Genomic DNA, 26,626 nt, shown 5'->3' on the forward strand with positions numbered 1-26,626 from the left:
ATGGATACCGACAAGAGGATCGATCCGCTGACCGGATCGCGAAGCCTGCCGGCAGGGGCGTTTCCCCTGTCAGCGGTGCAGCGCAGTATGTGGTTTGCGCAGCAACTTCACCCGACGGTGCCGTATTTCATTGCGCAGTACATCGAGTTCCACGGCGACCTGGACATGCAACTGCTCAGCCGCGCTGCAGTGGAGGCGGCCCACGAGTTCGAGTCGCCATTTCTGCGGTTGATGTACCCCGATGGTGAGCCGTGCCAGATCGTGGACTTCACGATCGATCCGGGTATCGACTACTTCGACTTCCGCGAGCGTGAGAACCCTCGGCAGGCTGCGTCGGAGTGGATGGACAACGATTACGCGACGACGCTCGACTTGACGCGTGATCGTCTCGTCGAGATGACAATTCTCCAAACTGGTGATCGAGACTACTTGTGGTACACCAGGATTCACCACGTTGCTCTCGACGGATACAGCGGAATGACGATAGTGAATCGAATTGCCGCGATCTACACCGCAGCAGTCGAGGGCCGGGAGCCTGCGGTAAACAAGGCGCTCGACGTCACGACGCTGTCCGAACTCGATCAGAAGTACCGCGAATCGAGTCGGTTCGAGGCCGACCGCGAATACTGGGCCCAGCGAGTGTCCGGCGTCGAGCACGGTTCTACGTTGGCGACGCGTGAGGGACCTCCGACTGCGCGTAGCGAACTCGTCAGTGCCGCGATGTCGGCGAACAGCCTTGCTGCCTTGGACGAGTGGAATTCGCGTTCCGGTGCCACTGCGGCGGCGGTGCTGATTTCGGCACTGGCGTGCTATTTGTCTCGCAACACCGGCTACGACGACGTTCTGATAAATCTGCCGGTCTCGGCGAGGACCACGGCACCGCTGCAACGCTCCGGCGGAATGCTGGTCAACGTCGCGCCCCTTCACATCCACGTCGACCCCGACGAAAGCGTGGACGATCTGGTCGGGCGGGTCCAACTCGAACTCCTCGGCGCGCTTCGTCATCAGCGATGCAGTCTCGAAGACATCAGGCGCGATGCGGGCTTGGCGGTCGGCGATGCACGACTGTCCGGTCCGATGATGAATGTGATGCTCTTCCGGCAGGAGATAACACTGGGATCACTGACCGGCGAGTTTCACATCGTCACGTCGGGGCCCGTCGAGGATCTCCTGGTCAACGTGTACCAGAGTGGCGACCCAGCTCAGACGTTGATCGACTTTCGTGGCAACCCCAATCGCTACGGTCACGACGAACTGGTTGAACACCACCGGGCGTTCACCGAGTTGGTCGCAGAACTGACAGCAGCACCGGCCGGTACGCCGATGAACCGGATTCATCCGGCAAGCGCCGAGGCCGGGGCACGCAGTGCGCAGCGGAGGGAAACCGAAAGGTTCTGGGCTGGATATCTGGGGGACTCCGACGAGGGTTCGGCGCTGGGGCTCGAGCGAATCGACGCAGAATCGGAGCCGACCACTACGAATCGGCTCAGCTTCCCGCTCGATCCCGCGGTCGCCGAACTTGCACGTACGGAAGATGTCTCACTCTTTGCCGTTGTCCACGCGGCATTTGCGGCATTGTTGTCGAGATCGACCGAGCGCCGTGACGTGTTGATCGGAACGAGGACCGAGTGGGGGACTTCGCCGCTGCGCTGCGAGGTCGATCCGGCGGCGCCGTTCGACGAGTTCGTGAGTTTTCTTGCTCGAGAACGCGACACGTTGTTGGTTCGATCGGCGGCAGGTATCCCCGAGCTGCCCGAGTTGCACGTCCATCTCAACGACGGCTCGCAGGAGACCACGATTGCCGGCCTCGATGTGGCGATCGACGTCCACGCGGATACCGGCGCCCTCGAGGTGGCGTACTCCACGCAGCACTACGCCGAATCCACGGCCCGAGCCTTCCTCTCGCGACTGGTGCGGATCCTTGCGGGCGCAGCGGCAGCCCCGCGAACGCCGGTCGGAGATCTCGATCTTCTCGACGAGTTCGAGCGTGAGTCCCTGGTGCCGGCACAGGGAGCGACCGCGTCCGCGCCGTTGACCCTGCCCGATATCCTCCGCCGGGCCGCGGCTGTGAACCCCGATGCCCCAGCGCTCGTTTTCGGTGATCGTGAGGTGAGCTACCGGGAACTCGACGCCGAGTCGAACACACTCGCCCGCGAACTGATCAACAGGGGAGTCGGCCCAGGCACCTACGTCGCCCTTGCACTGTCGAGGTCGATCGAATCGGTGACCGCGACGTGGGCAGTGGCCAAGACCGGCGGCGCCTTCCTTCCGATCGATCCGCACTACCCCGAGGATCGTATTCGGCACATGCTCACCGATTCGGGAGCTGTTGTCGGAATCAGCGTGGGGGAGCACCATGCCGGGCTCGCCGATTCGGTGGACTGGCTGCTTCTGGACGAATTCAGCACCGACGAACCGAACGCGTACCGCTCGGACGCACCGCTCGACGATGGCGAACGTCGCTCACGCGTTCGCTACGACGACCCGGCTTACCTGATCTACACCTCGGGATCTACCGGCGTCCCCAAAGGCGTCGTGGTCAGTCACCGCGGGCTGAGCAGCTTCGCCGACGAAGAACGAATCAGGTTCGGAGTCGAACCAGGCGACCGCACCCTGCATTTCTCGTCGCCGAGCTTCGACGCTTCGGTACTCGAACTTCTCCTTGCCTTCGGCGGCGCGGCGACGATGGTGATAGCGCCGCCCACCGTGTACGGCGGCGACGAACTGGCCCAGGTGATGCGCGTCGGCCGGGTGACACACGCTTTCGTCACCCCGGCCGCGCTGGCAACTGTTGATCCCGCCGGCCTACCGGATCTACGAGTGGTCGTGACCGGCGGCGACGCCTGCTCGCCCGCGCTGGTAGATCAGTGGTCACACGGACGCTCGATGTTCAACGCGTACGGACCGACCGAAACCACCGTCGTCGCCACCCTGACCGGACCGCTGAGCAGCGATGTTCCCGTCACGATCGGAAAGCCGATGCGCGGCGCCGCGGCCGTCCTCCTGGATTCGCGGCTTCAACCGGTGCCGATCGGTGTCGCCGGCGAACTCTATGTGAGCGGTATCGGTTTGGCGCGTGGATACCACGCGCGAGCCACGATCACGGCCGAACGATTCGTCGCCGACCCCAACGGCGTTGCGGGAGAGCGCATGTACCGCACGGGTGACCTCGCGCGGTGGAACGGCGCGGGTGAGCTGGAGTACCTCGGACGGAGCGACTTCCAGATCAAGATCCGCGGTTTCCGCGTCGAACTCGGCGAGATCGACGACGTACTGCGCCGCCATCCGAGCGTCGCGCAGGCCGTCACCGCCGGAGTTTCGGGCCCGAGTGGGGAAACACTGTTGGCGGCGTACGTCACGGCGGCTGAGGGCACGCACATCGACAACTCCGAATTGATCGCCCACGCCGGATCCTCGTTGGCAGCGCACATGGTTCCGTCGCGGATCGTCGTACTCGATTCCATTCCACTGACTCCCGCCGGAAAGATCGACAGGAAAGCATTACCGGACATCGATTCGGCTGGCGGCACGGCCGAATACCGTGCCCCCGAGACCTCGACCGAGAAGCGAATTTCTGCGGTGTTCTGCGATCTGCTCGGCATCACCAGGGCGGGAGCAGACGACAGTTTCTTCGACCTCGGCGGTGACTCGCTGATCGCGACCCGAGTCGTGTCGAGGGTCAACGGAGCACTCGGGACGACGCTGAGCGTTCTCGACCTCTTCGAGGCGCCGACCGTCTCCGCTCTGGCTGCTCGCGCAGACCTCGCGGACTCGCGGAACACGCGCGCCCCAGCACTGACGCGTATCGATCGCCCTGACCGGATACCGGTATCTCTGGCTCAGCAACGTATGTGGCTGACCAATCAACTCGATCCGAGTTCGCCGGCGTACAACATTCCGATCGCGGTTTCGATGACCGGCGATCTCGACGTCGACGCACTGTTCACTGCACTGCGGGACGTGATCGTTCGGCACGAGGTCTTGCGGACCGTTTTCCCCGAGAGCGCCCGTGGTCCGGTCCAGCACGTTCTCGGTGTGGACGAGATGTTCGATCATCTCGAGGTGGAAACGGTGCCTGCCGCAGCGGCCGCAGCGCGGGCGAGCGAACTGGCACGAACGGGATTCGACGTCAGCGAATCGGTGCCGATCCGCGCCACTCTGCTCGAGGTGAACGAACGCGAGCACACGCTGGTCCTCGTCGTTCACCACATTGCAGCGGACGGCCTGTCGATGGCGCCGCTGGCTCGTGACGTGATGGTCGCTTACGCGTCGAGGGCGAGCGGGCGTGTACCGGCGTGGTTGCCGCTCGAAGTGCAGTACGGCGATTTCAGCGAATGGCAACGAGGAGCGCTCGGCGAAGCGTCCGACCCGGATTCGATTCTCGCCGAGCAGTTGCGGTTCTGGTCGCACACGCTCGCCGAACGCGGTGAGCTCGCGGAACTGCCGATGGATCACCCGCGGCCTGCAGGTGTCTCGCTGCGCGGTGGAGATCTCGATTTCCGGATCGACTCCGCGACGTACCGCCGGGTCGGCGAGATCGCGGCGCGATGCGACGTCAGCGTGTTCATGGTGATCCACGCCGCGCTGGCCGTCCTGCTCAGTCGAGAATGTGGAGCGAACGACATCACGATCGGCACCCCGGTGGCCGGGCGTAGCGAGCGCGCCCTCGACGACGTCGTCGGAATGTTCGTCAACACGGTGGTGCTGAGGACGGTTCTCGACGGGGGACTCACCTTCGGTGAAGTTCTCACCCGCGTCCGGGACGTCGACGTGGCGGCCTTGCAGCACACCGAAGTGCCGTACGACGTACTCGTCGAATCCCTCGCAGAGCGCCAGGCACCGCTGTTCCAGGTCATGTTGGTGATGCAAGGCGCTGCTCCCGCCGAGGTCACCTTGCCCGAGCTCGACGTCACTGTTGACGAACTGTCCACGGGTGCAGCGAAGTTCGATCTTCAGGTCATTCTCACCGACCGCGGCGACCATCTCGACGGCCAGTTGAACTATGCCAGCCAACTTTTCGACTCGGACACCATGTCGGGCCTCGCTGATCGCTTCACGATGCTCCTCGACGCGGTAGCGGCCGACCCCGAATCAATCGTCGGCGACGTCGATCTCACAGCTGTGGGCGAGGCGGAACTGGTCCTCGAGCGCTGGAATGCCACCGAACACGCCGTACCGATCACCACCCTCTCCGACCTGGTGGCGGAGCAGGCAGCCCGGACGCCCGAGGGGGCCGCGCTCATCTACGGCGAGCGGACACTGACGTATGCGGAGTTCGACGCGAGGGTCAGTGAACTTGCCAGAACCCTCATCGCCCACGGTGTCGGCCCGGACATGCGCGTCGCGGTGTCGATTCGCCGGTCACCCGAACTACTCGTCGCGGTCCACGCCGTGATCCGTGCCGGCGCAGCGTATGTCCCGGTGGACCCCGACCATCCGGCCGAACGTATCGCGTACGTCTTCGACATCGCCGCACCGATCTGTGTGCTGAGCCGGCCCCAGGACCACGGCGCACTTCCCGCGCGAGTCCCGATCGTCGACGTCGATCTCGATCGTCCCGTGTCCACGACGGTGCCGATCACCGACGCTGATCGGATCCGACCCCTCCTCCCGGACAATGCTGCATACGTGATCTTCACGTCCGGATCGACCGGTCGGCCGAAAGGCGTTGCAGTATCACACCGTTCGATCGTCAATCGCCTTCTGTGGATGCAAGACGCGTACCCACTTCACGCGTCGGACGTGGTGCTGCACAAGACTCCGGTGACCTTCGACGTCTCGGTGTGGGAACTGTTCTGGCCCCTGCAGACTGGTGCGCAGTTGGTGATCGCGGAACCGGAGGGGCACCGTGATCCCGGGTACCTGTCGGCGTTGATGGCCGAAAAAGGCGTCACGACGGCGCACTTCGTTCCGTCGATGCTCGCGGAATTCGTCGCGGTCGCGACTGCCGGGCAGTGCGCAAGCCTGCGTCAGGTGTTCTGCAGCGGTGAAGCTCTCGCTCCCACCACCGCGGAGGCGTTCACCCGTCTGAGTTCTGCAGGATTGTTCAACCTGTACGGACCCACGGAGGCTGCCGTCGACGTGAGCGCCGCCGAATTCACCCCAGACATGACCGTCACCGTTCCCATCGGTGCTCCTGTGTGGAACACCCAGCTCTATGTCCTCGACGGGCGGCTGCATCCCGTTCCGGTCGGCGTTCACGGCGAGCTGTACCTGGCGGGAGTGCAACTGGCGCGTGGATACCTCGGGCGCAGCGATCTCACCGCCGACAGATTCGTGGCCGATCCGTACGGCCCGGCTGGCACCCGGATGTACCGAACCGGTGATGTCGTCCGGTGGCGCGCCGACGGGCTGCTCGACTACGTCGGTCGACGCGATTTCCAGGTCAAGATCCGCGGCCAGCGCATCGAGCTCGCCGAGGTCGAAGCAGCGTTGCTCAGGCTGCCCGGTGTCACGCAAGCTGCTGCTCTCGTCCATCACGACGACGTGGTCGGTGACAGCTTGGTCGGCTACGTCATCGCCGAGACCGGCACCTCGATCGACACGGACGGCATGCGCGCCGAGTTGAGAGGTCTCCTTCCCGCCTACATGGTTCCCGCAGTGGTCATCGCCCTCGACGTGTTTCCGCTCGGCTCGACCGGCAAGCTCGATCGGAAAGCTCTGCCCGCGCCCAGCTTCGACAGTTCGCAGACGTATCTGGCGCCGAGAACACCGCTCGAAGCACAGTTGGCGGCGATCTTCGAGGAGCTTCTGGAATCCGGGGCAGTCGGTGTTCACGACAACTTCTTCGAGATCGGCGGAAACAGTCTCGTCGCTGCCCGAGCCGTGGCGCGCGTGAACGATTCACTCTCGTTGAACCTGTCGATCAGAGAGTTGTTCGACGCGCCGACCGTTGCGCAGTTGGCGGTCGAGTGCGCCACGGCGCGAGGGGGAGCAGCCGTTCTTCCGCTCGAGGCGTTGCCGCGGCCGCAGTCGATTCCGCTGTCGCTGGCCCAGAAGCGCATGTGGTTCGTCAATCAATTCGACGTCACCTCCGCGGCGTACAACGTGGCCATAGCGATCAGGCTGAGAGGCCGGTTGGACGTTGCGGCCTTGGAAGGCGCGATCACCGATGTGCTCGATCGCCACGAATCGCTGCGCACGCTGTTTCCCATGATCGAGGGAGTGCCGGCGCAGGTAATCGTGGAACCCGGTGAAGCGTTGGGGTCGCTACCGATTGTCGGCGCGAGCACCGAAGCGGTACTCGGGGAGATCGAACGCGTCACCTCGAGGGGCTTCGACGTGACGCAGGCTCCACCGATCAGGGCGGAACTGATCGAGGTCGACGCAGAAGATCACGTCCTGGCTGTGGTCGTCCATCACATCTGCGCCGACGGATTCTCGATGGCACCGTTGGCGTTCGACGTGATGAGCGCGTACTCGGCACGGCATCGAGGTGAGGCACCCGACTGGTCTCCTCTCCCGGTCCAGTACGCGGACTTCGCGATCTGGCAGGAAAGGGCTCTCGGACGGATAGACGAAGCGGAGAGCACCCTCGCCGGCCAGCTCGAGTACTGGACACGTCAGCTGGCAAGTGTGCCCGAGCTTCTCGCGCTCCCCGCAGATCGTCCGAGGCCGCGTGTACAGGATCTCTCGGGCGGCGTCGTTCGATTCGACATCGATGCCGGCATCCATCGTCGTCTGAGCGAAACCGCGATCGAACACCGAAGCAGTATGTTCATGGCGATACACGCCGCGTACGCGGTGCTCGTGGCCAGATTGTCCGGCATGGAAGACATCACGATCGGCTCGCCGATCGCCGGACGCGGAAATGCCCTCCTGGATCCGATGGTCGGTATGTTCGTCGGAACGTTGGTCCTGCGCGCCGATGTCGACCCCGCAGCCTCGTTCACCGATCTGTTGGCCAGAGTTCGCAGCACCGACCTCGACGCCTTCGCTCACGCAGACGTCCCCTTCGAGCGCGTCGTCGATGCACTGGCTCCGGAGCGGTCGACTTCGCATTCCCCGTTGTTCCAGGTGATGCTGGAGTTCAAGAACACCAGTCGACCAGCAGTTCGTCTGACGGACCTCGAGGTCGAGGTCCTCGAACTCGAATCCGCCGTTTCGAATTTCGATCTGCAACTCACGCTTGCCGAGACATTCGACGACGACGGCCGGCCGGCGGGAATCGAGGCCGGGTTCACCTACGCGAGCGCCCTGTTCGACGAGTCGACGGTCGAAGGCTTCGCTCGATATCTTGTTCGGATCCTCGGTGCGGTGACCGAATCACCGCACACTCCGGTCGGCGACATCGATCTCGTGGTCGACACCGACACGATCAGCGTCGTGTCTGCACCGGAACTTCCCGACCAGGTTCACTTCTCGACGTTGCTCGAGCGGAAGTACGTCGACGAACCGCAGAGAACTGCACTGATTTTCGGCGACCGACATCTGACGTACTCCGATCTGGACCGCCGCGCCAATCGGCTTGCACGACTGTTGATCGGACGCGGGGCAGGTCCGGAATCCGTTGTCGCCCTGGCATTGCCACGCTCGCTGGAATCCGTGGTCGCGATCTGGGCGGTTGCTCGGACCGGCGCCGCATTCGTACCCGTCGACCCGGCGTACCCCGTCGACCGCGTACATCACATGATCAACGACTCGGGAGCGGGCGTCGTCCTCACCACCGCCGAGCATGTGGGTGTCGTCCCCGACGAGGCAGACGCAGTTCTGCTCGATCAGGCCGAGACACTGGCAACCCTCGCACAGTTCGGAGATCAGCGGCTGGAGGCCTCGGAACTGTCGGGGACGGTGTCTCTGGACAATCCCGCCTATGTCATCTACACCTCCGGTTCCACCGGCGTCCCCAAAGGTGTCATGGTCACTCACCGTGGACTTTCGGCACTCGCCGAACAGGAACGTAGTCGATTCGGGGTGGAATCGACGTCGCGCACGCTGCATTTCAGCTCACCGAGCTTCGACGCCTCGATTCTCGAACTCCTGATGGCCGTTGGTGCCGGGGCCACGATGGTCATCGCTCCACCGAGCATCATCGGCGGAACCGAACTGACGAGCCTGATCGCCGATCAGCACGTCACGCACGCCTTCATCACCCCGGCCGCTCTGGCCACGGTCGATCCGAGCGAACTGAACGAGCTGGTCTGCATCGGAACCGGTGGCGACGTCTGCCCGCCCGATCTCGTCGCCGCCTGGGTCAGTGATCACCGGATCATGATCAATGCCTACGGACCGACCGAATCGACGGTCGTCGCCAGCATCACCGAGCCGATGGCCCCGGCCGATCGAGTGACGATCGGCCGCCCGTCGACAGGCATCACTGCCTGGGTCCTCGACAATCGCCTGCACCGCGTCCCGGTCGGAGTGACGGGGGAGCTGTACGTCAGTGGCGACGGACTCGCCCGCGGTTACCGCAACCGCGCCGGCACCACCGCCGAACGTTTCGTGCCCAATCCCGCGGGCAGTGCGGGCACACGGATGTACCGCACCGGCGACCTCGCCAGGTGGAACAAGAACGGCGAACTCGAGTACCAGGGCCGAGGTGATTTCCAGGTCAAGATTCGTGGGTTCCGCATCGAACTCGGCGAGATCGAAGCAGTTCTGGCTCGCTATCCCGGGGTCGCGCATTCCGTGGTGACCACGCTCGAACGTGACGGAGGCGCCGCGCGAATCGTCGGATACGTCGTGCCCGCCAACGATGCTCAGACTGTGGATCCCGAGGCCGTCATCGCGTTCGCGGGTTCGGCTCTGGCCCCGTACATGGTTCCTGCGGCGGTGGTCGTGCTCGACGAACTGCCGATGACTGCCAACGGAAAGCTCGACCGCCGAGCCCTGCCGGTTCCCGACCTGCGAGCAACCCAGGCACGCTCGCGGGCTGCCGAGTCCGATACCGAGCGCACGCTGGCCGCCTTGTTCGTCGATGTCCTCGGTGTCGAATCGGTGGGCGTCGACGACTCGTTCTTCTCGATGGGCGGCGATTCGATCATGTCGATTCAGCTCGTCGCCCGTGCCCGCGACGCCGGGCTCGTGTTCACCCCGCGTGACGTCTTCGAGGTGAAATCGGTCGCCGGTCTTGCGGTTTTGCTGGCATCGACCAAGGACGACGAACCCGAGGTGCTCGAGGAACTTCCCGGAGGCGGCGTCGGCCACGTGCCGTTGTTGCCGGTGGCACAGTGGTGGCTCGACCGGCTCGGCTCCGATCTCCAGGGGCTCGATTCGTTCTCCCAAGCGACCCTTCTCAATGCGCCGCACGGGCTTCGCAGTGTGGAGCAGTTGACCGCAGCGCTTCAAGTCGTTCTCGATCGTCACGACATCCTTCGCGCGCGCCTCGAACTCGACGGCGAGCGCGGGCTCATAGTCGGCGATCCGGGATCTGTTGCAGCCGAGGACATCTGCCGGGTAGTCGAGGTCGAGGCCGAGCCGGGCACCGCCGTGTTCGACGCGGCGATCGTCGCCGCCCTGGGTGATGCACGTCGAGAACTCGACCCCGTCCGGGGCGAGATGGTGCGGGTCGTCTGGTTGTCCGGCGTACGCAACACCGGCCGGTTGCTCCTGGTGATCCACCACCTCGCGGTGGACGGCGTGTCCTGGCGCGTGCTCGTACCGGAACTTGCGTCCGCTTTCCACCGGATCGACGCCGGCGAGGAGCCGGAGCCGTCGTATTCGGGCACGTCGGTTCGTCGTTGGTCGCATGCGCTCCGTGACATCGCGCCCGATCGAAGAGTCGAATTGCCCCGGTGGCGTTCGATCCTCGAAGGTGACGACCCCCTGATCGGAACCCGGCCGCTGGACCCGCGGCTCGACACGTTCGATTCGGTCGGCCGAGTTGTCGCCGACGTGCCCGTCGAACTGTCCGACACAGTCCTGACCACGCTTCCCGCGCTCTTCGGTGGATCCGTCAACGACGGTCTCGTTGCTGCTCTCGCGCTGGCACTGACGCAGTGGAGGCAGGCACAGGGCATACGAACCGACAACGTGCTCGTCTCGATGGAAGGTCACGGACGCGAGGCTCACGTGGTGCCCGGTGCGGACGTCCTGCACACCGTCGGCTGGTTCACCAGTGTCTTCCCGATGCGAATCGACCTCGCCGACATCGACATCGCGAACGTGATGAGCAGCGGCCCCGAGGCAGCGGTGGTTCTCAAGCGGGTCAAGGAAGAACTGTTGGGAGTTCCGGACAGTGGCATCGGGTACGGAGTTCTGCGTTATCTCGACGAGGTGGGCCGAGCGGAACTGGAAGATCTCCGCCAACCGCAGATCTCCTTCAACTATCTCGGTCGTTTCTCCGGCACCGAAGCAGGAGAGTTGCTGGGGGATTGGGCACTGGCCCGTGACGTCGATCTGGAAGCGGCAGCTCGGTCCGAGATGCCCGTGGGTTCGGTCCTGGACGTCAATGTCGTCACCACCGAAATCTCGGGTGCACCGCACATCGGTGCCACTATCGCCTATCCCACCGGCGTGCTGGCAGAGCGCGATGCTCGCGCCATCGCCGAACTCTGGGTGCAGTCGTTGCGCGCTCTGGCCACCTACGCCGAACACAGCGAACGCGGGGGACTCACACCGTCGGACATCGACCTGATCGAACTGGACCAGGAGTCCATCGACCACCTCGAGCGCGAGTTCCCGACACTGACCGACGTCTGGTCCCTTTCACCGCTGCAATCCGGACTGCTCTTCCACGCCCGCTACGCCGAACACACAGTCGACGCGTACACCGTCCAACTCGCACTCGAACTCGACGGCGTCGACGCGTCCAGGTTGCACCGCGCCGCACAGGCGTTGCTCGACCGTCATGAGAACCTGCGCGCGGCGTTCACGACCGACACCGGTGGGCGATCGGTGCAGGTGATCAGCGCCGACGTGGACGTGCCGTGGACCGAGATCGACATCTCTCCGTTGGCCCCCACCGAACAGGCAACCGAGATACGCGAGCTCCTCCATGCGGATCGGGTGCGAGGCTTCGACATGGCCACGCCGCCCCTGCTGCGGTTCCTGCTTCTGCGAACCGGAGACGACGCGTATCGGTTGATCCTGACCAACCACCACATCCTCCTCGACGGATGGTCGATGCCGCTGCTGGTCCGTGACCTACTGACGCTCTACGCCACCGACAGTGATCACAGTGCCATCCCACGCGTGCACCCCTACCGGGACTATCTGAGCTGGATCAGCACTCGCGACGACAGCGAGTCGATCGAAGCCTGGGGCGAAGCACTCCGCGGACTCGACGACCCGACGCTGCTGACCGGAACTCACGCCGTCGACGAGGACGGCGCGACCTCACGCTCGACCACCACAGCCCTCGGAGAACGTGAGACGGAACTTCTGCGTGGATTCGTCCGCTCCCGTGGCCTGACGACAGCCTCCTTGATCCAGGTGGCTTGGGGAATCGTGCTCGCCGAACTCCTCGGCCGCGACGACGTCGTCTTCGGTGGAACCGTCTCCGGCCGACCACCCCAGGTGTCCGGCGTCGAGTCGATGGTGGGTTTGTTCATCAACACTGTCCCCGTCCGAGTTCGCCTTGACCCGCGAGAGTCACTGGCAGCGCTGTGCGTTCGTGTCCAAGCGGAACAGGCGCGGTTGTCCGATCACCATCATGTGGGGCTTTCGCACATCACTTCGGCAGTGGGGGCCGCTGCATCGTTCGACACGCTGACTGTGTTCGAGTCGTATCCCGTTGACCGCGGTGGACTCTCCTCGGGCACCGACATCGCCGGAATGCACGTTCTCGACGTCCACGACGCCGAGGATGCCGCGCACTATCCACTCGCGATCGTTGCCTCTGCGGCAGACGGGCGACTGCGGCTCAAATTCGAGTATTTCCCGGGAGTCCTGGGCGATCACGACATCGACGCGATCGCGGACCGGCTGCTCCGCACCCTCGAACTGATCACCGCACAACCGGATCTTCCGCTGGCGAAACTGCGTTTGATGCCGGATTCGCAAGTGCAGCAATTGGTTCCCGCGCGCGGCCGGCAAGGCCGCTCGGTAAGGACACTCGATCGCATCTTTTCGGACACCGCGAGCAGATTCCCCGAACGGGTCGCACTGTCCTGTGGTGACAGAAAGATGACCTATCGAGAGCTGGACGAGGCGTCGAATCAGTGGGCGCGCGTGCTCATCTCGGAAGGCGCGGGCCCGGACTCACGGGTGGCGATCTGTGTGGAACGGTCCTTCGAATCCGTCGCAGCGGTCTGGGCGATCACCAAGACCGGCGCCGCCTTCGTGCCGATCGATCCTCGCTACCCGAGTGACCGGATCTCGTTCATGCTCGAGGACTCGGCATCATCGCTCGGAATGACCACGGCTGCACACGCACCGGCCGGCGGTGGCGCAACGAAGTGGCTCGAACTCGACGACCCGGAGAACGCCACTCGGCTCTCCGGAGTGTCCACGTCACCGCTACGCGAAGACGAGCGCCGGGGAACCCCGCGGCTGGAGAACACTGCCTACCTCATCTACACATCGGGCTCGACCGGCCGGCCCAAGGGTGTCGTCGTCACGCACACCGGTCTCGAGAACTTCGCCGACGAACAGCGTCATCGCTACGGTCTCACGGAGAATTCACGCGCACTGCATTTCGCCTCGCCGAGTTTCGACGCCTCCGTTCTCGAGTATCTGCTCGCCTTCGCCGTCGGCGGCGAACTGGTCGTAGCTCCCACCACCGTCTACGGAGGGGCCGAACTGGCCGACGTTCTCCGAGAGGGACATGTCACGCACGCGTTCATCACGCCCGCAGCGCTGACGTCGGTGGATCCCGAGGGACTCGACGAACTGACCACCATCACGGTCGGTGGCGAGGCGCCCTCGGCGGACCTGGTGCGCACCTGGGCGCCGGGAAGATCGTTCGTCAACGTCTACGGACCCACCGAAACCACCATCTCCTGCAACCTCAGTGACCCCATCCCAGCCGGTGAGAAGGTCTATCTCGGGCCGCCGAACCGCGGCTTCAGCGAGGTCGTCCTCGATCGCAGACTTCAACCGGTGTCCGTCGGAGTTCCGGGCGAACTGTATGTCGCCGGAGTTGGACTCGCGCGCGGCTATCACGGGCGTTCACCGCTGACGAGCGAACGATTTGTCGCCAACCCGTACGGCGAGCCGGGGGAGCGGATGTACCGCACCGGAGACGTGGTGCGCTGGCGCAGTGACCGCACCATCGAGTACCTCGGACGCAGCGACTTCCAGGTCAAGATCCGCGGGTTCCGTATCGAACTCGGCGAGGTCGACACGGCGTTGGGTCAGCTGCCCGGTGTGGAGTACGCGGTCACATTGGCGGTGCGCGGACCCTCCGACGAGCAGGCCTTGGCGGCATATGTCGTCTGCGACGACGAACGCCCGGTGAGCGCCGAGGACATCCGGGCGGCGGCACGGGAGCTACTGCCGGCACACATGGTGCCAGCGAGCGTCGTCGTGCTCGACGAGCTACCACTGACCGGCGTCGGCAAGGTCGATCGGGCTGCTCTTCCGGCGCCTCGCTTCGACACCGATCCCGAAACACTCGCTGCACCGGCGACCGAGCTCGAACGGCTGGTGGTGGGCGTTTTCGAGGACGTGCTCGGAGTGTCCCCGATCGGTATCGACACTCACTTCTTCGACATCGGCGGAAACTCACTGACCGCGACCCGCGTCATCGCCCGCGTCAACGCACTTCTCGGCACCGACATCGGCGTTCGAGGATTGTTCGAGTCTCCGACAGTTCGGCAGCTGTCACGTCTGGCGGAGAGTGTCGGCCGCGGCGAGAACCCCAGACCACCGTTGACTCGGCGATCTCGCCCGGATCCACTGCCCGTGTCATTGGCACAGAAGCGGATGTGGTTCCTCAACCAGTTCGACGTGACCTCGCCGGCCTACAACGTTCCCCTGGCAGTGCGCCTCGACGGCGATCTGGACTTCGCCGCATTGCAGGCCGCGGTAGCGGACGTATTGGGTCGCCACGAGAGCTTGCGGACGAAGTTCCCCTCGATCGACGGACAGCCGGTGCAGCAGGTGATGTCCAGCGACGAGGTCATGCCGATCCTGGAGCCGGAAATCGTCACTGCTGCCAGAGTGTCCGATCGAATCCTCGAGCTGGCCTCGGCAGGCTTCGACGCCTCGGCCGAAGTTCCGATCCGCTGCGCGGTCCTGCGCGTCGACGGGGACGAGCGCAGGCACGTACTCGTGATCGTCGTCCACCACATCGTCGCCGACGGGTTCTCGATGAACCCCCTGGCAGCGGACGTGGCAGCGGCATATGCGGCCCGCAGCGCCGGCAGTGCGCCGAGCTGGTCGGAACTGGCCGTGCAGTACGGCGACTTCGCTGTGTGGCAGCACGAAGTGCTCGGCTCCGAGGAAGATCCGGACTCGGCTCTGACCCGTCAGCTCGATTACTGGAAGGACCGACTCGCGGGACTGGGCGAGCCGATCGCCCTGCCGACGTCGTTCCCACGTCCGGCAAAGCCGTCCATGGTCGGCTCTGTTCACCGGTTCGCGGTATCGCCGCAGACCCATCGGGCGCTGACCGATCTGGCCCGCGAGCACGGCAGCACCATGTTCATGGTCGTGCACGCAGCACTGGCGGTACTTGCGGCACGCCTGGCGGGTACCGAGGACATCGCCATCGGTACACCTGTCGCCGGACGCGGAGAGGCCGAACTCGATCACCTGGTCGGAATGTTCGTCAACACTCTTGTGCTGCGGACACAGATCACGCCCGACGCGTCGTTCGAGGACGTACTCGCCCAGGTTCGCGAAGGCGACCTCGGCGCGTTCCAACACACCGACTTGCCCTTCGAAAGGTTGGTCGACGCACTCGCCCCGGAACGCTCGACGTCGCACACTCCGTTGTTCCAGATCCTCATCGAGTTCCGTAACAACGCGCTACCGCAACTCGAACTGCCAGGGCTGTCGGTCTCGGGAGTCGAGTTCGACCTACCCGTCGCCAAGTTCGATCTGCAACTCTCGGTCACCGAGCGTTACGACGCGGATGGCGGAACGGATGGAATCGACGCCGAATTCATCTACGCCACAGACCTGTTCGACGGTAAATTGATCGAATCGTTCTCACGCAGGCTGCTCACCCTCCTCGAGGCGGTCTCCCGAGAGCCGTCGACTCCTACCGGTGACATCGACGTCGTGGGCGCCGGCGAGCGTCGACAGATGCTGACCGAGTGGAACACTCACGCCGAACCGGCTCCGGCCGACAACATCGCGGACCGATTCTTCGAAGCTGTTGCAGCAAATCCGTCGTCGACCGCGGTCAACGACAGCGACGGCGCCATGACGTACGCCGAACTGGACGGGCGCGCGAACCGCCTGGCGCGGCTCCTGATCGGCCGCGGTATCGGTCCGGAATCCGTGGTTGCCGTTGCGATGCCCAGAACCACCGATCTCGTGCTCGCCCTCGTCGCCGTCATCAAAACCGGGGCGGCATATCTGCCGGTCGACATCACCTACCCGGCCGAGCGCATGCGATTCCTCTTCGACGACGCGCGGCCGGTATGCCTGGTCACGACCGGAGACTTCCGAAGCGACCTACCTTCGGAGATCATCGAATCCGGCATCGACATCGTCGAACTCGGATCGCCGGAGATCGCGGTACGCCTCGATCACTCCGCGCCACATCGCATCACCGACGCGGACCGGACGACACCACTTCTGCCCGACGCGATCGCGTACATCATCTACACCTCCGGATCCACAGGGCGCCCCAAAGGTGTCCAGGTCAGCCACCGAAACGTTCTGACTCTGATGGACAACACCTCCCCGACATTCGGGTTCGACAACACGGACGTGTGGACGATGTTCCACTCGTACGCATTCGACTTCTCCGTCTGGGAGCTGTGGGGGCCGCTGCTGCACGGTGGCCGGTTGGTCGTCGTCGACTACTACACGACCAGATCGCCGGACATGTTCCACGAACTGCTCCGCCGTGAGCGAGTGACGGTGCTGAACCAAACACCCACCGCCTTCTACCAACTCGCCGAAGCCGACCGTGCGTACTCACCGAACGGCACCGGTCCCGACCTTGCACTGCGCTACGTCGTCTTCGGTGGAGAAGCGCTCGATCTCGGGCAATTGCGCAAGTGGTACGACCGGCGGGCCGACACGGCGCCGACGCTGGTCAACATGTACGGGATCACCGAGACGACAGTGCACGTCAGTCGAATCGCGCTCGACCGCAACGACAGCGAGCACGCGTCGGCGAGCATCATCGGGCGAGCAGTACCAGGATTGTCCGTCTACGTACTCGATCGGCGACTGAACTTGGTGCCACCAGGTGTTGTCGGCGAAATGTACGTCGCCGGTGACCAGGTGACTCGGGGATACCTCGGGAAACCCGCATTGACTTCGGTGCGGTTCCTTCCCGATCCATTCGGTAGTTCGGGGGATCGAATGTATCGGAGCGGGGACCTGGCGAGGTGGAACGACGCGGGGCAGTTGGAGTACGTGGGCCGCAGTGATTTCCAGGTGAAGGTGCGTGGTTTCCGCATCGAACTCGGAGAGATCGAAGCCGCAATGCTCCGCTGCCCCGGCGTCGCTGCCTCGGTAGCACTTGTTCGCACAGAGGGAGCGTCACCGCGGATCGTCGGGTACGTGGTCGCCGAAACAGGCAGTACCGTCGATTCAGCGACGGTGACCGACTTCGTCGCCGCCGAACTCGCGGAGTACATGGTGCCCACCGCGATCGTCGTCCTCGAGTCGCTTCCACTGACGGTCAACGGAAAGCTCGACCGACGCAGCCTCCCGGCTCCGGACTTCACCGTGACGGGAACAACCGAGGCGACGCGGGCACCAGCCACCGCCACCGAAGCGGTCCTCGCGGACCTCTTCGGAGAGGTTCTGGGGCGGGGCGGTATCGGAGTGGACGATTCCTTCTTCGGCCTCGGCGGCGATTCGATCATGTCGATCCAACTCGTCTCACGGGCGAAGTCCGCAGGCCTCATCTTCACTCCGCGGGACGTCTTCGAAGCGAAGACCGTGGCCGGCCTCACCAAGGTCCTCCTCATCGAATCATCGGAAACGGCAACGGTTCTCACCGAGCTACCCGGCGGGGGAGCCGGCCCGCTACCGCTCACACCGATCATGGAGTGGCTCGTCGAACGTAGTCGCGGTGACCTGAGCGCGATCCGCAGTTACAGCCAGAGTGCGCTGATCGCACTGCCCGCGGATGTGTCCGGCCCCGCGCTGGAGCGCGCACTACAAACGATCCTCGACCGCCACGACGTACTGCGGGCACGTCTGGAGGCCGCGACTCACCAACTCGAGATCAGCGAACCCGGCACCGTCGCAGCCTCCGACATCTTGCACCGAACCCCCATCGTGTCCACCGGCGGCGAAGAATTCCTGCGCGCGGCAGAAGCCGCGATGCAGGACGCATCCAGCCGACTCGATCCCGAGCACGGCAAGATGATCAGCGCAGTCTGGTTGGATCCGGTCAGCGCGAACGGCAACCGGCCTGAGGCGGGACGGTTGCTCCTGGTACTTCATCACCTCGCGGTCGACGGTGTGTCCTGGCGAATGCTGATCCCCGGCCTGGTCACGGCATATGCGTCGGCGTTCGACGGCGAAACACCGATTCTTCCGCCCGGCGGAACGTCGATACGTCGCTGGGCGACAGCGCTCGCCGAGACCGCCGCAGATCGACGCGACGAGATCGACCTGTGGTCGAGGATGCGGACCGACGAACCAATGCTCGGAACGCGCGGGCTGGACCCCGCGGTCGACGTCGGAGCCACCGTCGACCGCGTCAGCGTCGACGTACCGACCTCGGTGACCAAGAACATCATCTCGGCGGTGCCACGACATTTCGGAGGCTCGGTGAACGACGGGCTGCTTGCTGCTCTCGCGATTGCCGTCACCGCCTGGCGTCGATCGCGCGGACAGCGCAGCGGGGAAGTGCTCGTCAATCTCGAGGGACACGGGCGCGAGGAGAACGCAGCGCCTGGCGCAGACCTCTCGCGCACAGTCGGTTGGTTCACCACCTTGTTCCCCGTCCGGATCGATCTCACCGGACTCAATGTCGTCGATGCACTGTCCGGGGGATCAACCGCGGCCTCCGCTGTGAAAGTCGTCAAGGAAACGCTGCTCGGTCTGCCGGACAACGGCATCGGGTTCGGGATGCTCAAGTACCTCGACCGGAACGAAGAACTACAGGAGTTGCCCACACCTGAGATCTCGTTCAACTACCTCGGACGTTTTGCCGGCTCGGACCCCGAGCACGGCGAGGTGCCGTGGCTGCCGATCTCGGAAGTGACGCTCGACGAAGCGCACAGCGGAGATCTTGCCGCCGCGTCGGTGCTCGACATCAATGCCGTCACCACCGACACCGCGCACGGACCGATTCTGCGCGCTACGTGGTCCTTCCCCCGTGGCATCCTCAGCGAGGACGAAGTCACGGAACTGGCGGAACTCTGGTCCCGAGCACTCGGCTCGTTGAGTGAATACGTGGACGAACACTCCGAGCGCGAGCTCACGCCCACCGATCTCGATCTCGTCACCGCGGATCAGCAAAGCATCGAACAGCTCGAGCGTAGGTTCCCCGACCTGACCGATATCTGGTCACTGTCACCGCTGCAGTCGGGCATGCTCTTCCACGCCCAGTTCGACGAAACGGAAATCGATCCATACATGGTGCAACTGACCCTCGAGCTCGGGGGTCGAGTGGAGGCACCGCGCCTGCGTCGCGCCGCGCAGGCCTTGGTTGATCGTCATCCGAGCTTGCGCGCGGGATTTGTCTCCGCGCCGGGAGGGCGGGCGCTGCAGGTAATCCGTTCCGGTGTCGAGATCGGCTGGGCCGAGATCGACCTGTCCGGGACCGAGGACAGTGAAGTCGCGTTCGCTCAGCTGCTCGAGCGTGATCGCGCTCAGCGTTTCGACATGGAAACAGCACCCCTGATCCGGTTCATGCTCGTACGATTCGGACCGGACACAGCACGCTTCGTCGTGACGAACCACCACATCCTGCTCGACGGCTGGTCAACCCCTCTGTTACTTCGAGACCTGCTCACTCTCTACGCAACCGACGGCGACCCCGAGATTCTGCCCAGAGTTCAGTCGTATCGCGACTACCTCACCTGGATCTCGAAGCAGCACCCCGACTCTTCTCTGCGAGCCTGGCAGGAAGCGCTACGAGGAGTGGACTCATCCACCCAACTCTCGCAAGCGAGCGCCGCCGCCGCCGAAACCGTTGCCAGTGACATTCACTCGTACTCGCTGCCGACCGCACGAGCCGAGACCCTTCGGGCGTTCGCGCGAAGCCGCGGATTGACCATGGCAACCCTGGTCCAAGTGGCCTGGGGAATCGTGCTCGCCGAACTCCTCGGCCGCGACGACGTCGTCTTCGGTGGAACCGTTTCCGGACGCCCACCACAGGTGTCCGGTGTGGAATCGATTGTCGGCTTGTTCATCAACACAGTGCCCGTGCGAATCCGCCTCGACGCCCGAGAAACCCTCGCGGAACTGGCCATTCGCGTCCAATCCGAGCAAGCGTCACTACTCGACCACCACCACATCGGACTGTCGGACATCGCGGGAGCAGTGGGCGCCGCCGGTTCATTCGACACCCTGACGGTATTCGAGTCGTATCCCGTCGACGAGGCAGCCCTGACCGCCGAAACCGACATCGCGGGAATGCACGTCCTCGGCATCGACGGACGCGACTCGGCGCACTATCCGATTGCCGTTGTCGCGTCGGAAAGTGACACGCTGAACCTGAAGATGGAATACTTGCCGACGCACTTCTCCGCCCGCGAAGTCGCGAAGATCACCGAGCGCGTGGGCATCGTCCTCGAGCAGCTGGCGTCGGCACCGGATCAGCCGCTGGCCCGCCTGCAGGTTCTCACGGAGTTCGAGAGCCGTGATCTTGCGCCGGTCTTCGGATCCCCGGGTCGCTCCGCTCGTACGCTCCCGGAAATACTCGCCGACGTCTCCGCCACATATCCCGACCGCATCGCGCTCTCGGCCGGCAGCCGTTCCATGACCTACATCGAACTGGACCGACGCTCGAACCAGTTGGCCAGAGCCATGATCCGCCGCGGCGCCGGGCCCGAGACGTCGGTCGCCATCGGCATCGAAAGATCCGTCGAATCAGTACTCGCGGTGTGGGCAGTGGCCAAGACCGGCGCAGCGTTCGTCCCCGTCGACCCCACCTATCCGGCCGACCGAATCGAACACATGCTCAGCGACTCCGAGGTGTTGTTCGGGTTGACCGTCGTCGACGCCATCGACACATTGCCACCCATCGTGTCCTGGTTGGTGCTCGGAGAGGAAGCATTCGACGACGACGTCGCCACAAGCTGCACGCTGCCGATCGCCCAGGACGAACGGCTTGCACCGGTGGTCATGGACAACGCCGCCTACGTGGTCTACACCTCGGGATCCACCGGCCGACCCAAGGGAGTTGTCGTCACCCACACCGGACTCGACAGCTTCGCACTCGATCAGCAACGTCGATTCCACGCCGATCACCACTCTCGGACCCTGCACTTCGCCACCCCCAGCTTCGACGGAGCCATCTTCGAGTACCTGCAGGCATTCGGTGTCGGAGCAACCATGGTGATCGTCCCGACCGACATCTACGGCGGCGCCGAACTGGCAAGTCTGATCCGCCGCGAACACGTCACTCACGCGTTCGTCACCACGGCGGCACTCGCCACCGTCGATCCGGCCGGCCTGGACGAATTCCGGCACGTCGTCGTCGGGGGAGAGGCCCTGCCACCGCACCTCGTCGGTCTGTGGGCACCCGGGCGGGAATTCGTCAACGCCTACGGCCCCACCGAGACAACCGTCATGGCAGACATCAGCGAACCCATGACAGTGGGTGCACCCATCACGATCGGTGGCCCGATCCGCGGTGTGCACGAGATGATCCTCGATTCGCGCCTGCAACCGGTGCCCGTCGGAGCTCCCGGCGAGCTGTACATCGCCGGCATCGGCCTGGCTCGCGGATACCACCGGCGTCCCGGCTTGACCAGCGAGCGATTTGTCGCCGACCCCTTCGGCAAGCCAGGCGACCGGATGTACCGCACCGGTGACATCGCCTCCTGGCGAAGCGATCACACCATCGAGTACGTAGGCCGCAGCGACTTCCAGGTCAAGATTCGCGGATTCCGTATCGAACTCGGTGAGGTGGACGCCCAGATCACTGCAATGGCAAGTGTCACGAACTGCGTGACACTCGGCGTCGATGGACCGGCCGGCGCAACCGTTCTCGCGTCTTACCTCACCGTCGAGGAAGGGTCGACGCTGACCGGCGCAGAGATCACCGCGCACCTAGCCGGACGTGTTCCCTCGCACATGGTTCCGGCCAGCATCATGATCGTCGACGAGCTACCGCGCACCGCGGTCGGCAAGCTCGATCGAAAAGCGTTGCCGACCCCGGAGTTCACCGGAACCGGCGTGGAATTCCGGGCTCCCGGCACCAGCCTCGAGCGTCGGATCGCCGACGCCTTCATCGATGTACTCGGCGTCGAGCAGGTAGGCGTCGACGACAACTTCTTCGAACTCGGCGGCAACTCGCTGATCGCCACTCGCGTGGTCTCGCGGCTCAACTCCGCACTGAACATCGACGTCGGGGTGCGCGTGCTCTTCGAGGCACCGACGACAGCTCAGCTCGCCGAACGGCTTTCCGACGCTGTCACTGCCGTCGGCACTGTGCCGCTCACTCCCATGGAGCGCGACGGTAACGTCCCGCTCTCGTTGGCGCAGAAGCGCATGTGGTTCCTGAACCAGTTCGACACACGCTCAGCCGCGTACAACATCCCACTAGCTGTTCGCCTCACCGGTGACCTCGACGTCACCGCCATGCAACAGGCGATCGCCGACGTCGTCGAGCGGCACGAAACCCTGCGGACGGTGTTCCCCGCCGTCGGCGGCGATCCGATTCAGAAAGTGCTCACCGCCGACGAGGCCGTACCGCCGGTCCGTGAAATGACGTTGGGAGAGCACGAACTCGCAGAGCGCATGCAACGACTCGCCACGACCGGTTTCGACGTGTCGGTGGACCTGCCGCTGCGCGTCGCGCTCTTCCGCCTCGACACCGACGAACCCGTTCACATTCTGTTTGTCGTGGTCCATCACATCTGCGCCGACGGTTCGTCGATGGCGCCGCTCGCACGCGACGTGATGACGGCCTACCTGGCGCGCACGGCAGGAACCGAACCCACTTGGGCGCCACTCGAAGTGCAGTACGCGGACTTCACGTTGTGGCAGCACCGCGTCCTCGGATCGGAAGACGATCCGGAATCCGTCATCAGTCGCCAATTGCGCTACTGGAGTGAGCAACTCGCCGGCCTCGACGACGTCATCGCACTGCCCACCGACCACCCGCGGCCCGTGCAACAGACCTTCCACGGCGACCGATTCACCTTCGACATCGACGCCAACACCCACCGCGCCCTCGCTGACCTCACCAGGGCAAACGGAGTGACGATGTTCATGGCTCTGCACGGCGCACTGGCCGTGCTGATGTCGAAGCTGTCCGGCGCCGAAGAGGTCACCATCGGCACACCGATCGCCGGCCGCGGTCAGGCAGCGCTCGACCATCTCGTCGGAATGTTCGTCAACACGTTGGTCCTGCGCACAGGCGTCGACCCCGACATCACGTTTGCCGAACTGGTGGAACACATCCGGGAAATCGATCTGGCCGCATTCCAGAACTCGGATCTGCCATTCGAACGGCTCGTGGACGTCATCAATCCGACCCGATCCACGTCGTACTCACCGTTGTTCCAGGTCGCCCTCGAACTTCAGAACAACGAGCCAGCGCATTTCCACTTGCCCGGCCTCGATATCGAAGGCCTCACCGTGGAAACCGAATACGCGAAGGAAGATCTCGAACTGATCGTCGACGAGAAGTTCGACGAGTCCGGCGCCCCGGCCGGGATGTCCGCTGCGTTCGACTTCGCAACCGATCTCTTCGAACCCGCCACCATTCGGCGCTTTGCCGACCGCCTGCGTCTGATCCTCGACACTGTCGGACGCGAACCCGCAACACGTATCGCCGACATCGGCATCCTCGCCGCCGACGAAACAGCAGCCCTGGTGCCGGCATCCGGTGCAGCAGCGACTCGCGTGCAGGTGTGGCCGGAGATCCTCGCCGAGGCAGTCGCCTCGAACCCGGATGCTCCAGCTCTCACGAGTCGCGAGGGGTCGATGACCTACCGCGAGCTCGACGAGGAATCGACGAAGCTGGCTCGAGCGTTGTGCCGGCGCGGTGTCGGACCCGAAGATTTTGTGGCGCTGGGTCTGCCGCGGTCCACGGCGGAGATCGTCGCCATCTGGGCGGTTACGAAAACCGGAGCAGCATTCTTGCCGGTCGACCCGAACTATCCAGACGATCGCATCAACCACATGCTCGACGATTCGCGGGCCGTACTCGGCATCACCGACGACGCTCACCGCAGTCAACTTCCCGACACGGTCGAGTGGATGGTCCTCGATGAAGCGCAGACCGTCGACGAGATCGACGGCCAGAGCGCCGCCGCGATCACCGACCTCGACCGCACGATCCCCTTGCATCACGGGCATCCCGCGTACCTGATCTACACCTCGGGTTCAACCGGGAAGCCGAAGGGCGTCATCGTCACCCACCTCGGTTTGTCCAACCTCAACGCGGAGGAACATCAGAGATTCAACGTCCAGCCCTATTCGCGTATCTCTCACTTGGCATCACCGAGCTTCGACGCCTCGGTCTTCGAACTCATGATGGCGTTCGGCAGCGGAGCCTGCCTGGTCGTCATCCCACCCACGGTCTTCGGCGGATCCGAACTGGCCGAAATCTTTGCCGACGAACACGTCTCACACGCGTTCATCACGCCGACCGCGCTCAGCTCTATCGAAAGCTCCGCGCTGCCAGAACTCCGCGTGCTCGCAGTCGGTGGCGAAGCCTGCCCACCCGAACTCGTGGACATCTGGGGCCGAGACCGCCGCATGTTCAACGGATACGGACCTACCGAATCCACCATCCAGGCCAGCGTCAGTGAACCCATGCGGCCGGGCAAGGACATCAACATCGGCCGACCGGCCATCGGCTTTGCCGGCCTGGTCCTCGACGGGCACCTCAAGCCCGTGCCAGTGGGAGTCATCGGGGAGCTGTACGTGACCGGCCCCGGACTCGCCCGCGGGTACCACAATCGTCCCGACCTCACCGCCGACCGATTTGTCGCCGATCCGTTCGGCGAACCAGGCCAGCGGATGTACCGCACAGGCGACCTGGTGCGCTGGCGCTCCGACAGCACACTCGAATACCTCGGCCGCAGCGACTTCCAGATCAAGGTCCGCGGATTCCGCATCGAGCTGGGCGAAATCGACTCAGTCCTGATGGCACACCCATCCGTCTACTTCGCCGCAACACTTGGGCACGAAGCACCGTCGGGGGAGACGATGATCGCCTCCTACATCCAGCCTGTGGAAGGACAGACCGTCGACGACTGGGAGCTTCGCCGCCACCTGTCTTCTCGCCTGCCTGCGCACATGGTTCCCGGCGCGATTGTCGTCGTCGACCGAATTCCGGTGACACCGGTCGGCAAGCTGGACCGTAAAGCACTGCCGACGCCGAGCTTCGAGCGTCGTACAGTCCCGTACGCGCCGCCGACCAATGACACCGAACGAACGGTCGTCGACATCTTCGAGGCAGTGCTCGGTCACGAGCACATCGGTGTCGACGACGACTTCTTCGAACTGGGAGGAACGTCGATCGTCGCCACTCGAATAACCATCGAACTCGAGAAGCGCCTCGGGATGCGAGTGCCGTTGCAGTCGCTTTTCCTGGATCCGACACCGGCCGGTGTCGCCCGTGCGGCCGACGGAATGGACGCACACTCGCCGGACGATTCTTCGGATCTGCTCGCCCCGATGATCACGCTGCGCGCCGGATCCGATCGAGCACCACTGTTCTTCGTCCATCCGGGTATCGGATTGTCCTGGGGTTATGCAGAATTCGTCAAGCACCTCGAGCTGGATCAACCCGTATACGGTCTTCAGCTACCGTCCCTGAGCGGAGGACCCAGCTTCGACTCGCTGACCGAACTCGCCGACGACTACGCGAATCGCATTGCAGCCGTGGCATCGACCGGCCCGATCCATCTGGCCGGCTGGTCGCTCGGCGGCGTCATCGCACACGCCGTGGCGCACAGTCTCACTCGGAGCGGACGTGACGTGACTTTGTCGATCCTCGACAGCTATCCGTCGTCGGATTCCGATCAGCCCGCGGAACTCTCGGTCTCCGAACTACTGGCCGGGCTCGCGATGCCGGCGGGATCCGAGACCGTCGAAACCTTCGAAGAAGCGGCGGAATTGCTGGAGCAGACCCTGGGCGCCGGAATCGGAATCGAAGCGGAGCATCTAGCGCGGATCAGTCGCGGTTACTCCCACTCCGTCGAATTGACGAATCGGCACCAACCGCCTGTCCATCTTGGGGCCATCGAGTTCTTCGTAGCCGGAAGATCTACGGAGAACGGACACGACGTGGCCGAATGGCGAAGGTTTGTACAAGGCGACATCCGAGTCACCGAAGTCGACTGTGAACACAACCAGATGATCGAACCGGGTCCGGCGGCAACCATAGCTGTACGATTGCGGGAAGTTATCGCTCAGTGGGGTGTCTGAACCAGGTTCGACATGGGTATGAGTGAAACACACAGGGTGATGGACC

1 protein-coding gene is annotated in these 26,626 nt (G+C 64.2%); it reads left to right on the forward strand.

What is annotated here, in order from left to right; all coding sequences use genetic code 11:
• Positions 1–26,580 carry a non-ribosomal peptide synthase/polyketide synthase gene (locus AC1DWA_RS19865; RefSeq protein WP_477846613.1) on the forward strand — a complete coding sequence of 8,860 codons (26,580 nt, stop codon included), beginning with the start codon at positions 1–3 and terminating at the stop codon, positions 26,578–26,580.
• The last annotated feature ends 46 nt before the right edge of the window (positions 26,581–26,626 follow it).

The organism is Rhodococcus sp. P4_F3_2, from assembly GCF_056401335.1.